This is a genomic window from uncultured Lactobacillus sp. (assembly GCF_947367085.1).
In the GTDB taxonomy this organism is placed as follows: domain Bacteria; phylum Bacillota; class Bacilli; order Lactobacillales; family Lactobacillaceae; genus Lactobacillus.
On record NZ_CANBCP010000055.1, the window covers coordinates 1 to 11,407 of the forward strand.

Consider the following 11,407-nt stretch of genomic DNA (forward strand, 5'->3'; position numbering starts at 1 on the left):
AAATGAGATATCATTTCTAGATTTAGGAAAGCATACTAAGGATAATCATGATCATATATACTAAAAAATTGCAAAAAGCTGTTGTAGATAATAAGAAAAAACATAATTTTAATACAACGTATGTTAAATTCGAGCTTCTTTTGTTATATGGAGAAGTAAACGAACTTTTTCAAGCGTGGCTGAAAGATGATCAAGAAAATATAAATGAAGAATTAGCTGATGTTGCAATTTTTCTTTTAGGAATTTCAGAAATGTTAGGCAGTGACTTAGGTGAAGATATCATTAAAAAGATGGAAATTAATAAAAAACGCAAATATATTGATGGAAAAAAGATTGAAGGATAGATAATGACACAAATTGAATTAACTCGTTTTAGGATCAAAAAAGGTAAAGAAGAAAAAGCTCAGGAATGGATGGATTTTCTAAATGAGCATCACGTAGATACAGTAAAGACAATGGCTGCTGAAAAAATGTATGTTGAGACCGTCTTTAGTGAAAAAAGCGAAGATGGCTATACGTATTTTTACTGGTATTCTATTCAAGGTGAAAATGGCCAAGCCGTTGAAGAATCAGAAAGCTACATTGATAAAAAGCATATCGAATATTGGGATGAATGTATCGATTCAGATTATCATCCAGTAGATATGAAAGTTCAGGAAAGTCTGATTGCGCCAAGCGTGGATCAGGTTATTAATAAAGGATGATTTTGTATATATGACGACGAATTTATTGCCACTTAATAGTGTTCTCAATCCACGAGAATTAGGCGGAATGACCGGCTTTAATGGGAGAAAGATAAAATTAAACAGGCTCATTAGAACTGGTACATTAACTTATATATCTGAAGCTGACAAGCAATTTCTGCAAAATTACGGCTTAACAACAATCATTGATTTACGGTCAAAGACTGAAAGTAAAGAACATCCTGATCCTCAAATTGCGGATGTTAAAAATATTTCTTTGCCACTATCTGATGAAGAAGGAACGTTAGGTGGAGAGCAAGATTTATCAAGCGGAAGCGATTTGTATCATAGTGATTCACAGGCTGCTTTTAAAATGATGTGTGATCATTATAGAGATCATGCAGTTAAAGCCCATGACCAAAATACGGTTCGTCAAGTTTTAAAGATTTTAGCTAAAAACGAAAAAGGAGCAATAATTTTCCATTGTACGGAAGGAAAAGACCGGACTGGTTTTGTCGCTTTGTTTATTTTGTATACTTTAGGCGTTGATCTTGAAACGATTCGTCAAGACTACTTGATGTCTAATTCGGTTCTGTCTTCTTATCGAGCAGATCGTGATCAGAAATTTAAAGCTGCAGGTGAAAATCTGATTTTTCGAAGCAATATGCGAATTTTGAGTTCTGCGTCTGATATGTTTTTTGATACGATACTGCTAACAATTGAAGAACAATATCAAGATATAGACACATATTTAAAAGAGGTGCTAGGTGTGACACCGGAATTAAAAGATCGATTACGTGAATTATATTTAGAGGAGAAATAGATTTTAGGCAAAATAAAAAAGGGATTGACTCCCTTTAAGTTCTATAAGAATGATTGTGAGCTCCAGTAGAAATTAAATCAATAGTTAATAATTCTAATTGACCTTTATGCAATTTATAGACTAAAACCCAATTTCCTGCCTTATTGTGTTCAACATGTAAAGCATGCATAGACTTGAATGATCCTTTTAATTAATGATCATCGTATTGTTGAGCAAGAATATCAAATTTTTCTTCAACTAATAAATTGATAACATATTTCAACTTATTGGTATCGTAATGTTTTCTTTTGAGCTTCTTATAATCTCGTTTAAATTGAGGAGTAAAGTTTATTTTTGCCATTAATCTTTATCAAGCTCCTCAAATAATTCATCTGCTGAATCTGCAGTTTTGTAATTTCCTGCTTTGTATTCCTGAAGTGATTTCTCTATATTAGATTTCATTACTGGAGAAATATCTGAATATCTTGATAAATTAACTGGTATAGCGTTTTCGCTTACTACTTGAGTTAAAATCATTCTCATTGCTGATGACCAATCAAGACCATATTCATTAAAAACATCTGTTGCTTGTTTTTTAAAATCTTCAGGTAATCTTAAGCTTCCAGTAGTTGTCATACTTATCACCTCAAATGTATTGCGTTTAACCACATTATAACACAAATGAATCTAGTTTTAGAAAGTGTGAACCAATGTACAATTTTACTTTATATAGTTTCAAGATTAAGAATCATCAAGTAGAACTAGTTTTGCCAGAAGTCCGCCATGCCGAAGGGGCGTTTGAGCAATTACGAAAGAATCATAATCAATTATCAAAATACTTAAAATGGGTAAACAGTATTGACTCAGTTGAAAAAGAACAACAGTCAATTAAAATGTTTCAACAAAAAATGATTGAAGGAACTGCCTTTAATCTAATTATCTTGGTAGATGATCAAGTAGCAGGGATGATTGATTTACACGAGTTGAATCAGACATCTGGCGAAGTTGGTTACTGGCTAGCAAGTGAGTTCCAACACTTAGGGATTATGACTAAATGTGTAGAATTTTTAGTTAATTATTCATTAAAGCAATTAAAGTTAAGTTATTTATTATTGAGAACAGCTCAAGATAATATAGCCAGCCAACATGTAGCCAAGCGTGCAGGTTTTCAGTATGTTAATGATGATGAAGACGGGATGAAAGTTTTTAAGATGGAGAAGAAACAATGAAAGCATGGAAAATTGTGGAAGTATTGTGCTGATTTTGTTTATTGTAGGTTTAAATCGAAGTTTCTAGACATTATGACTGACTATCCTACATCCCAAGTGTCAATTTCATTTGTTGTTGCTAAATTAGAAAACTATTGAATTATTAATCAGCGTTAAGTAAACTTTAATAAAAGCATTTTTTATTTAGGAGAAACATTTATGACAGATAAACTTATTGATTGGGCTATTCGCCTTCAAAGCTTAGCTCAAGCAGGACTGACATACGGAAAAGATAATTTTGACCTTGAACGTTATCAAGAAATCCGTGATATTTCAGCTGAAATGATGGCCGAAAAGTCAGGTTTGCCAATCGAAAAAGTTAAAAAACTTTTCTGCAACGAAGTTGGTTATCAAACTCCTAAGATTGCAACGCGAGCAGCGATATTCAAGGATGACAAAATATTGTTGGTTCAAGAAAACGACGGCTTATGGTCAATTCCAGGTGGCTGGTGTGAAGTAAATCTATCAGTTAAAGAGAACGTAATTAAAGAAATCAAAGAAGAAGCTGGCATTGACATTACAGTTGAAAAGTTAATTGCGATTCATGATAGTAATAAGCATTATAAAGGGATGTACCCTTATGGAATTAGCACAGTATTTTTCTTATGTAAGCCGGTTGGTGGAAGCTTTAAAGAAAACGATGAAACTATTGCAAGTGATTATTTTACACTAGATGATTTGCCAGAGCTTAGTGAAGATAAGGGATCTCGTGAGCAAGTAGAGATGTGTTTTAAAGCATATCATGATCCAAATTGGCAAGCGGAGTTTGAGTAGAAAGGGATAATTTTATGCAAAGAAAAGATGTTGAAACTGAATTAGGTAAAATTAATTTTGTGCATCGAGAAGGTGAGCCATTAATTGTTTGTTTAAACGGCTTTGGCAGCTTTGATACAGCACAATCTTTTTTAAAGATAATAGATTCTTTACCAGAAAACTACGGGATATTTGCTCCAGATTATTTGAATAGTGGTTTTAGTGGTAAATCATTAAAAAGCTATACCATTGCTGATGAAGCTAATGAATTAGCAAGTATTATTAATTCCTTTAAGTCAAAAAGAGTTATTATTTTAGCTCATAGCATCGGTGGTGTTTATATGATGCAGATGAAGGATAAAATAAATAATTTAGAAGCTTTTGTTGGAATTGAACCAACTACTAGAGAAATAATTTTGAATCCGCCTAAAGAAACTGCTTATATTGAAAAAAGCAAGGATATGGAAAAGTTAGAAGATCAAATTAGAGCTGATTTATCAAATATTCTTACTCCAGAAGAAAATAAAGACTTTTGGGATACTACGGAGCAAAATGTGCAGAAGTTCAATGAAAAAGATAATCAAAATACCCAAGCTGCTCTTGAAAATGATTCCTATTGGAAAGACGATCTAAAACTAGATGATGATATTACTAGTGTGTTGATTACTGAAGAGTATCGTCAAAAAGAATATAAACGTTCTGAATATGCTTCAAAAAATTCTAAAGTTGTTTCACTAGGGACGTATCACTATATTCATTTTGAATACCCGCGAGAGATTACAAGTATAGTGAAGGATGTAGCTGAATTAGGATAGAAAAACTGAAAGATTGAAACGATTATGAAAAGGGCAGTCATTACTATGGATAAAACATGGAAAAAGATGTATCGATTAGCGCAAAATGCACAAAACTATCGCCAAATTTCTGCACATATGGAAGCGGGAGGAGTAGTTGCAGCAGTCTTATCAACTACTGGGAAAATTTATGTTGGCGTCTGTATTGATACAGCTTGTACGTTAGGAATTTGTGCAGAGCGAAACGCCATTTTTAATATGATTACAAATGGAGAAAATGAAATTACTAGAGTTTTAGCAATAATGCCAAATGGTAAAACCGGAGCTCCATGTGGCGCATGTCGTGAATTTATTGTTCAGCTAATGGAGAAAGATTATCGCAATATCGAAATAATGATAGATTATGAAACAGATAAAGTGATGAAATTTAGTGAATTAACGCCAGAATGGTGGTTATAAAAATAAACATATCACTATATTCATTTTGCGCGAGAGATTGCAAGTATAGTGAAGAATGTTACTGAATAAGGATAGAAAAACTGAAAGGTTGATGATTATGAAAGCAAAAAGTGTGAATCTTAAAATTGCCATTTTATTTCTAACTTTTACCGCAGTCTTTACGCTTTTTCGATCATCAATGTCAGGTGTATTTTCATTATTTTATGCTAAAAATGGCATCCCTAATGCTAATATCAGCTCAATAAAATCATTTCAGAATATCGGTATCATGGTGGGACTTCTTCCAGCAGGTTATTTAGCTGATAGAATCGGAAGATTAAAAGTGCTGACCTTATCTTCTATAGTTATTGCTAGTAGTTTTTTGATTTTAATTCTATTTAGAAACTTTTTATTTTTTTCACTAGCAGAGCTCTTGTATGGTATTGGACTTGCGCTTAATTCTGGCACCTTAATTGCATATATAACTGATTTACAAGAACAGAATCATATTTCTCCAAATAGTAAATTAATGGGGATGCAAATTATTATCCTAAATTTGACCACCTTAATCGGTGGAAACATTGGCACCGGTCTCTTTGCAATTACAGATACTGCACCAGTTTGGTTTGCATTGATTGGTTTAGGATTATATCCATTATTTATTTTGATCGTGACAAGACTCCTAGATTTTTCAGATAACAAGGCAGTAACTAAGACCAAAGTGAATATAAAAAATGTTGCTAGTTTTTTTAGAAAAAGAAACTTCTGGATATTGTTATTATTAAATGTTGGATATGACTGTGGGACACAATTTATTTTAATATATTGGTCGATTATCTACGTTGAAAAATTAGGTTTTAATTTATCTCTTGTCTATACCTTATTTATGTGTGCACTTATTTTAGGATCACTCATATTTAATAGAATATCGACATTTGCTAGTTCAAGAAATATCACGATATTAAATACAGTGTGCATGGTTTCTGTATTTGTTTTAAGTGGAATTATAGAAAATAAATATTTGTTGTTGACCCTTTTTCTATTGATTGAATTATTAATGGGGATGATGTCAGGGCAGATTTCTGCTACTAGTAATGAAGCAATTTATGGAGAAAGCAACAAATCCACTATGCTTTCGACAGTTTCATTTATTGCCGAAATTTTAGTCAGTCTTTCTCTATTTGTAAGTAACGCAATTATGAAGTGGGCTGGTAATTTAAAAGTAATGTTTTTCGTATCAGCAGTTTACTTTAGTATTATCTTGTTAATAATTCCATTGATAAAGCAGAAAGAATAACTGTAGAATCTCATATTTAAAAGAGAGGTAGATATTTTGTCTAAATTAATTATCATTAGAGGTAATTCTGGCAGTGGTAAGACCACTCTAGCAAAAGAAATTCATCAGCGCCTGCCGCGTAATACTTTACTGATATCACAAGATACAGTTAGACGAGATATGCTTCGTGTTAAAGATGGCAAAGACACTTTAGGCTTGCCACTATTTGAGGATTTACTTCATTACGGTTATCAAAATTGTGATTATGTGATCCTTGAAGGTATTTTGAATGCGGAATGGTATATCTCTTTGTTTAGGAAAGCGCAGCTGCTATTTGGAGATGAAATCTTTGCATATTATTTTGATATTCCCTTTGAAGAAACACTAATGCGTCATAAGCAACGTCATATCAGTTCTTTTGGAGAAAAGCAAATGCGTTCTTGGTGGAAAGAAAAAGATTATATCAATTTTATTTCTGAAACTAAGTTTTCTAGCCAAACAACTTTAAGGCAAGAAATTGAAACGATTATGAAGGATATTGGCTATGGTGACAATCATTGAACAATTAAATAAACGGTTGAAAGCTGACTTGCACGCAATTAATCATGAATCACTTAATAGCACTTTTGTTGGCTATAGTAACTTATATCGACAATCAATTTTTGTTAAACAATTTGCGAAAGAGCAAGCTTACTATACTGAAAAGATGGTCACAAAACAGTTAAACGACAGAGTTTTGACCGGTTTTTCACTCAATAAAGCATTTATTTTGGTATTAAAAGATTGCTCACCAAAAGATATAGGAGAAAAGATTGATTCGAAGCTTGCTTTTGAAATGGGACAAGTATTAGGAGATTTCCATCTAAGAGTGGAATCCTTTACAAAAATCAAGCTTGTTAATGGACAGTTTGATGATTACCTGGCTGAAATCGATTCTTTTAAAGAAAGTCCATACAAAAGAAGGTTGAAGAAACTTACTGGTAAATTTATACCTTATAAAAATGAAATTAAGTCAGAATTATCTCAACATTCAAAATTTGTCTTGCATGGTGATGTGGGCATCAGAAACTATAAATACATTGATGGCAAGTTAGCACTTATTGACTTCGAAAAAGCGCGTTTAGGTCCTGTATATCAAGATTTTATAAAATTGTTTTACCAAGATTTTGATTTGAATGAAGAATTGATCCAATTATTTCTAGCAGGTTATGCAAGTAAAAATCCCACTTATCACTTATCGGACTTAACAAGACAATATTTAATTTTTACTACTGCAATCGGCATCTTTAACTATACTGAAAAAATTGAAGATCTACCTTTCAGGCATGTTGGAGAAGCAATGTTAGACACGATTGAGAAGGAATAAATGGAAAGAGATTACATTAAGAATTTACGTCAAAAAGTCGGTCATCAACCTTTAATTTTAAATTTTGCTGGCGGGATTTTAATTAACGACCAAGATGAAGTCTTACTGCAGAAACGAGCAGATGTTAAATCATGGGGTCTGCCAGGAGGAGCGATGGAATTCGGAGAGTCGGCTGAACAAGCATGTGTGCGCGAATTTTTAGAAGAAACCGGATTGAAAGTAAGAGTTAAATCTTTACTAGGAATCTTGACGAATTTTATTCAGCATTATCCTAATGGGGATGTAGCACAAGCAGTGGTAGTTGAATTCTTGGTAGAGTTAGTAGATAAAGTAGCCGACCAGACAGTTCTTTGCTAAAGATAATTTACCGCATATTTTTAACAAACAGCATTTAAGTTTTATTGAGCATTATTATCAACGAGATTATCCATTTTTTGAATAGGAGTATGTATGAAAGAAGAGCGATGTATTTTACAAATAGATAAAGCCCCAAAGGCTGTTATTGAACCTGATTACGAAAAATTACCATTTAAATTCCATCCCAAGTTGCTTTTTGCCTTTGTTCCTAAAGAAGATATTGATAATTTTTAGAACAGGTTCCGCATAAAGTATTAGGTGCTTACGATACGATCTCCTTTCAACCAGATATTTATGAGATTGAAAGTAATGAAGAATGCTTTACTTTGTGTCAAGCTCCACTAGGTGCACCAGCCGCCACACAATTACTGGATTGGTTAATCGCATATGGTGTCAAACAAGTTTTAGCGTTTGGAAATGCTGGCGCCATTGCAGACTTACCTGAAAACGCAATGTTTATTCCGACCAAAGCAATTAGGGATGAAGGAACATCTTTTCATTATTTAGAAGACAGCTTAATGGTAGATTTGAATACAGCATTTTTAGGTCAAGTAGAGGATGTAATAACCGAACTAGACTACCAATATGATGAAGTAACTACTTGGACAACAGATGCTTTCTTTAGAGAAACATCGGAAAAAGTAAAATGATTTCGTGAGTTAGGTGCGGCTGGAGTAGAGATGGAATGCGCTGCCTTAGCAGCTTGTGCACAATTTAGAAAAGTGGATTTTGCACAAATCTTATTTACTGCTGACACTTTGGCAAATGAACAAAATTATGATCCGCGCGATGGTGGAACAGATTCACATCGTCGTGGATTAGAAATTTGCTTTGAGATATTACAAAAATTATAGGAGAAGTAATTATGAAAGAACAGACAGAACAACCATTTATTTTAGATTTCGACCCAAACCAGCATGCAGTAATTGAACCAGATCATGACCAAGAACCATTTCACTTTCATTCACGCTTGCTTTATGCATTTGTACCTAAAGAGAAAATAGATGCATTCTTAGATAAACATCTTCATCGCACTATAGGTGAATTTGATTCCGTTTCTTTTAGTCCAAAGATTTATGAAGTTGAATTAAACGGCGAGTATTTCACCTTGTGTCAAGCACCACTTGGAGGACCAGCCTCTGTTCAATTGCTAGATTGGTTGATTAGTTATGGCGTAAAACATGTTTTAACAGTAGGGAATGCAGGCGCATTAACTGATTTACCTGAAAATGAAATGCTGCTAGTTAAGCGCGCAATTCGTGATGAAGGAACTTCTTTTCATTATATGGAACCTGGACAATTCGTTGATCTAGATTCTAATTTTTTAAAGCAAGTAGAAAATGCATTAACTGGCTTACAACTTAAGTATGACGAAATTACTACTTGGACTACTGACGGTTTTTATAGAGAAACACCAAAGAAAGTAGCACAATTTCGTCAATTAGGAGCCGATACGGTTGAAATGGAGTGTGCATCACTTGCGGCTTGTGCCCAATTCAGAAAAGTAGATTTTGCTCAGATTTTATTTACCGCAGATACACTAGCTGATATTGATAATTACGATGAACGTGATTGGGGTAGTGAATCACATAGTGCTGGACTTGAAATTGGATCGAAAGTTGTAACAAGATTAAAAAAATAGAGCATATGCTCTATTTTTTTGCGATTTGATATTGTTCGTTGACTTTATAACCTAAAAGTTTAGGAAACAAATCTCGATTCTCATTAAAAAGAATTAGAATCTTTCGTGGGGTATCTTTTTTAAAGATAATCGTAACGGTTTGGTCGTAGGTTTGAAATGAGCTGTCTATCCATCTATCTATCTTTGCCATTAAAATATCTTCTTTATTAGGGACTCTCAGAATATCCATAGATTCAATATTTTTCATAACTTAGTTCCCTTTCTATAATTCTAATTAAATTGGGATCAGCTTTTTTATCTAGCACTAAAACTTCTGCAATGACTTCATTTACACTGTTGATGGAATTATTTTTCTTAGCCAGTCTATAATTTGTTGCAGCATAATAACTAACATTGGTTTGTAAATATGTAAATTCTTGTTTTGAAAGATAAGCTTCAAGATCTGAGTCTAAAGCTTTTTTCGCTTCAATAATGTTATTATAGACATTTTTATTAATTTTATAAAAACCTTTGACTGCATCCCAATGTCTTTTATGAGCAAGTTCATGACAAAAGATATCTTTAAAACTAGTTGCAGCAAAGGTTTGAGTACTTAAAATTTCATCTATCCGAGATGAAGTATGAAAATAGCTATTAAGATAAATTATATCATCAATATGGTCGTATGAAGAAATTGCACCATGGCCCAATTTCTTTTCTGATACAATTATTATAGGTGGAAAGTCATTATAAACGGTTTTACTGATTGCTGATTCGATTAGATTTATACAATCTCTATATTTTTTTGACTTTCCTTCACTCCACATGTTTATGGAGGAGTTATTGACTTTCCTAACATGTACTCTTACTTTTTGATTTTGATTATTTAAGAAAGTGTATTCATGTTTCTTTGATAAAAAATCCAAAGTTCGTAATCCTTTCATATAGTGTCCGTATGTATTACACGAAAAGAGCGAAGATTTATTTATCAAAGTAGATATTTAAATAAAATTTATAAAAAGGCGATAGGATGAATAAGAAGCTAGAATTGTTTTGGCATGACTTCTGTCAAAGACATAATTTAAATTTAGATACCCCGGTTGATGCATGGGCTTTTGGTGCAACGGCTGTAGATGCAGATGAATTAGCTGAGCTAGTAAATCAAGGTATAAAGACAGCAACTACTTCAGCATATGAACTTTATGGTAAAGATGAAAAATTGCCTAAAGCAGGGGAATGGAGCATCATTTTAAATAGTAAACAAGAACCTGTTTGCGTTATTCTAGAAAAAGTTGTTGAGATCATCCCGTATAATTTAATATCTCAAGAACATGCCTATCACGAAGGCGAAGGCGATCGTAGCTATGAATATTGGAAACAAGTTCATGATGAATTTTTCACGCTAGAATATGAAGAAGCTGGCAAGAAATTTTATCCGCAAGCACCAATGGTGTGTGAGGTTTTTGAGAAGGTAGAATAATGAAACTTTTGATTATTAGACACGGTGAGAGTGAAGCTGATATTTTAAAGGTATGTGAGGGATGGGCAGATTTTAGCTTAACTGAAAAAGGTCAAAAACAAGCTGCTGCAATGAGTCAATATGTAGCTCAGCACTATCAGATTAATAAGATTTATACCAGTTCTTTAAAAAGAGCTATCGAAACTGCAAGTTATTTAGAAAATGAGACTGGAATATCTATAATTAAAACAGATAAATTAAGAGAATTTAATAATGGGCTTCGAGCAGGACTACCTTACAATGAAGCTTATCAAAAATACCCTAAAGTTGATGTTCCTATCTATACTTCACTTTATGAACAAGAAAGTAAACTTAATTTTAGAATGCGGATAGAGGCTATCTTGTCTGAAATACTGAGTCAAAATGCAAATGACTCTACAATTGCAATTGTTACTCATGGTGGGGCAATTACCCAACTTTATCGAGCTTTCTTAAAATTGCCAATAGATTCTAAAGTTAAATTTGGAACAGGAGATGCATGTCTTCATGAATGGACAATCGAAGGTGACAATCACTTCATAGATAGATCC

17 protein-coding genes and 2 pseudogenes are annotated in these 11,407 nt (G+C 33.0%); 15 read left to right on the forward strand and 4 right to left on the reverse strand.

Annotation, left to right across the window (positions count from 1 at the left end; genetic code table 11):
• Nucleotides 1–47 precede the first annotated feature (47 nt).
• The 3 genes from Q0Y70_RS08050 to Q0Y70_RS08060 are packed head-to-tail and all read left to right on the forward strand — an operon-like array spanning nt 48 to nt 1,506.
• Nucleotides 48–344, forward strand: a complete 297-nt coding sequence (locus tag Q0Y70_RS08050; protein WP_297819510.1) for a MazG-like family protein — start codon at nt 48–50, stop codon at nt 342–344.
• Between the two features lie 3 nt (nt 345–347).
• Complete coding sequence (locus Q0Y70_RS08055) at nt 348–704, forward strand: DUF6176 family protein (protein WP_297819513.1); 357 nt, start codon at nt 348–350, stop codon at nt 702–704.
• Nucleotides 705–714: 10 nt separating this feature from the next.
• Nucleotides 715–1,506, forward strand: coding sequence for a tyrosine-protein phosphatase (locus Q0Y70_RS08060; RefSeq protein ID WP_297819516.1), 792 nt, complete (start codon nt 715–717; stop codon nt 1,504–1,506).
• A gap of 34 nt (nt 1,507–1,540) precedes the next feature.
• Here Q0Y70_RS08060 and Q0Y70_RS08065 read toward each other — a convergent pair.
• Nucleotides 1,541–1,846 (reverse strand): annotated as a pseudogene (locus Q0Y70_RS08065) (type II toxin-antitoxin system YafQ family toxin).
• Nucleotides 1,846–2,121, reverse strand: a complete 276-nt coding sequence (locus tag Q0Y70_RS08070; RefSeq protein ID WP_297819519.1) for a type II toxin-antitoxin system RelB/DinJ family antitoxin — start codon at nt 2,119–2,121, stop codon at nt 1,846–1,848. Before Q0Y70_RS08070 ends, Q0Y70_RS08065 begins: the two are co-directional and overlap by 1 nt.
• 74 nt (nt 2,122–2,195) lie before the next feature.
• Here Q0Y70_RS08070 and Q0Y70_RS08075 point away from each other — a divergent pair, with 74 nt between their 5' ends.
• The 10 genes and pseudogenes from Q0Y70_RS08075 (at nt 2,196) to Q0Y70_RS08120 (ending at nt 9,379) form a co-directional block, all read left to right on the forward strand.
• A complete protein-coding gene (locus tag Q0Y70_RS08075; RefSeq protein ID WP_297819521.1) occupies nt 2,196–2,714 on the forward strand; it encodes a GNAT family N-acetyltransferase in 519 nt (172 codons plus the stop codon).
• A gap of 198 nt (nt 2,715–2,912) precedes the next feature.
• On the forward strand, nt 2,913–3,527 hold the full coding sequence (locus Q0Y70_RS08080; protein ID WP_297819524.1) for an NUDIX hydrolase: 615 nt from the start codon (nt 2,913–2,915) through the stop codon (nt 3,525–3,527).
• A 14-nt stretch (nt 3,528–3,541) separates the two neighbouring features.
• A complete protein-coding gene (locus tag Q0Y70_RS08085; protein ID WP_297819527.1) occupies nt 3,542–4,321 on the forward strand; it encodes an alpha/beta fold hydrolase in 780 nt (259 codons plus the stop codon).
• Between the two features lie 45 nt (nt 4,322–4,366).
• Entirely contained in the window at nt 4,367–4,759 is a 393-nt protein-coding gene (locus tag Q0Y70_RS08090; RefSeq protein WP_297819530.1) for a cytidine deaminase, read from the forward strand.
• A 97-nt stretch (nt 4,760–4,856) separates the two neighbouring features.
• Nucleotides 4,857–6,035 carry an MFS transporter gene (locus Q0Y70_RS08095; protein ID WP_297819533.1) on the forward strand — a complete coding sequence of 393 codons (1,179 nt, stop codon included), beginning with the start codon at nt 4,857–4,859 and terminating at the stop codon, nt 6,033–6,035.
• A 33-nt stretch (nt 6,036–6,068) separates the two neighbouring features.
• Nucleotides 6,069–6,575 carry a kinase gene (locus Q0Y70_RS08100; RefSeq protein WP_297819555.1) on the forward strand — a complete coding sequence of 169 codons (507 nt, stop codon included), beginning with the start codon at nt 6,069–6,071 and terminating at the stop codon, nt 6,573–6,575.
• Nucleotides 6,559–7,380, forward strand: coding sequence for a phosphotransferase (locus tag Q0Y70_RS08105; protein WP_297819536.1), 822 nt, complete (start codon nt 6,559–6,561; stop codon nt 7,378–7,380). The genes Q0Y70_RS08100 and Q0Y70_RS08105 overlap by 17 nt, the downstream gene beginning before the upstream one ends.
• A complete protein-coding gene (locus Q0Y70_RS08110; RefSeq protein ID WP_297819539.1) occupies nt 7,381–7,737 on the forward strand; it encodes an NUDIX domain-containing protein in 357 nt (118 codons plus the stop codon). It begins immediately after the preceding gene.
• 93 nt (nt 7,738–7,830) lie between these two features.
• Nucleotides 7,831–8,591: pseudogene (locus Q0Y70_RS08115) on the forward strand (nucleoside phosphorylase).
• 11 nt (nt 8,592–8,602) lie between these two features.
• On the forward strand, nt 8,603–9,379 hold the full coding sequence (locus tag Q0Y70_RS08120; RefSeq protein WP_297819542.1) for a nucleoside phosphorylase: 777 nt from the start codon (nt 8,603–8,605) through the stop codon (nt 9,377–9,379).
• A gap of 10 nt (nt 9,380–9,389) precedes the next feature.
• Here Q0Y70_RS08120 and Q0Y70_RS08125 read toward each other — a convergent pair whose 3' ends face one another.
• A complete protein-coding gene (locus Q0Y70_RS08125) occupies nt 9,390–9,626 on the reverse strand; it encodes a hypothetical protein (protein WP_297819545.1) in 237 nt (78 codons plus the stop codon).
• A complete protein-coding gene (locus Q0Y70_RS08130; RefSeq protein ID WP_297819548.1) occupies nt 9,613–10,302 on the reverse strand; it encodes a hypothetical protein in 690 nt (229 codons plus the stop codon). The genes Q0Y70_RS08125 and Q0Y70_RS08130 overlap by 14 nt, the downstream gene beginning before the upstream one ends.
• A gap of 86 nt (nt 10,303–10,388) precedes the next feature.
• Between Q0Y70_RS08130 and Q0Y70_RS08135 the strand changes: the two genes are divergently transcribed.
• Complete coding sequence (locus tag Q0Y70_RS08135) at nt 10,389–10,838, forward strand: ASCH domain-containing protein (RefSeq protein WP_297819550.1); 450 nt, start codon at nt 10,389–10,391, stop codon at nt 10,836–10,838.
• Nucleotides 10,838–11,407 (forward strand): histidine phosphatase family protein (locus tag Q0Y70_RS08140; RefSeq protein ID WP_297819552.1); only part of this gene is annotated, 570 nt, incomplete at its 3' end. The genes Q0Y70_RS08135 and Q0Y70_RS08140, both read left to right, overlap by 1 nt.

Excerpts from the sequence above, each read along its gene's own strand:
- Q0Y70_RS08135 (WP_297819550.1), top strand. The coding sequence starts at position 10,389 with ATGAATAAGAAGCTAGAATTGTTTTGGCATGACTTCTGTCAAAGACAT.
- Q0Y70_RS08130 (WP_297819548.1), bottom strand. The coding sequence starts at position 10,302 with ATGAAAGGATTACGAACTTTGGATTTTTTATCAAAGAAACATGAATAC.
- Q0Y70_RS08085 (WP_297819527.1), top strand. The coding sequence starts at position 3,542 with ATGCAAAGAAAAGATGTTGAAACTGAATTAGGTAAAATTAATTTTGTG.
- Q0Y70_RS08105 (WP_297819536.1), top strand. The coding sequence starts at position 6,559 with ATGGTGACAATCATTGAACAATTAAATAAACGGTTGAAAGCTGACTTG.
- Q0Y70_RS08120 (WP_297819542.1), top strand. The coding sequence starts at position 8,603 with ATGAAAGAACAGACAGAACAACCATTTATTTTAGATTTCGACCCAAAC.
- Q0Y70_RS08080 (WP_297819524.1), top strand. The coding sequence starts at position 2,913 with ATGACAGATAAACTTATTGATTGGGCTATTCGCCTTCAAAGCTTAGCT.
- Q0Y70_RS08055 (WP_297819513.1), top strand. The coding sequence starts at position 348 with ATGACACAAATTGAATTAACTCGTTTTAGGATCAAAAAAGGTAAAGAA.
- Q0Y70_RS08070 (WP_297819519.1), bottom strand. The coding sequence starts at position 2,121 with ATGACAACTACTGGAAGCTTAAGATTACCTGAAGATTTTAAAAAACAA.
- Q0Y70_RS08075 (WP_297819521.1), top strand. The coding sequence starts at position 2,196 with ATGTACAATTTTACTTTATATAGTTTCAAGATTAAGAATCATCAAGTA.
- Q0Y70_RS08125 (WP_297819545.1), bottom strand. The coding sequence starts at position 9,626 with ATGAAAAATATTGAATCTATGGATATTCTGAGAGTCCCTAATAAAGAA.
- Q0Y70_RS08095 (WP_297819533.1), top strand. The coding sequence starts at position 4,857 with ATGAAAGCAAAAAGTGTGAATCTTAAAATTGCCATTTTATTTCTAACT.
- Q0Y70_RS08050 (WP_297819510.1), top strand. The coding sequence starts at position 48 with ATGATCATATATACTAAAAAATTGCAAAAAGCTGTTGTAGATAATAAG.
- Q0Y70_RS08060 (WP_297819516.1), top strand. The coding sequence starts at position 715 with ATGACGACGAATTTATTGCCACTTAATAGTGTTCTCAATCCACGAGAA.
- Q0Y70_RS08110 (WP_297819539.1), top strand. The coding sequence starts at position 7,381 with ATGGAAAGAGATTACATTAAGAATTTACGTCAAAAAGTCGGTCATCAA.
- Q0Y70_RS08090 (WP_297819530.1), top strand. The coding sequence starts at position 4,367 with ATGGATAAAACATGGAAAAAGATGTATCGATTAGCGCAAAATGCACAA.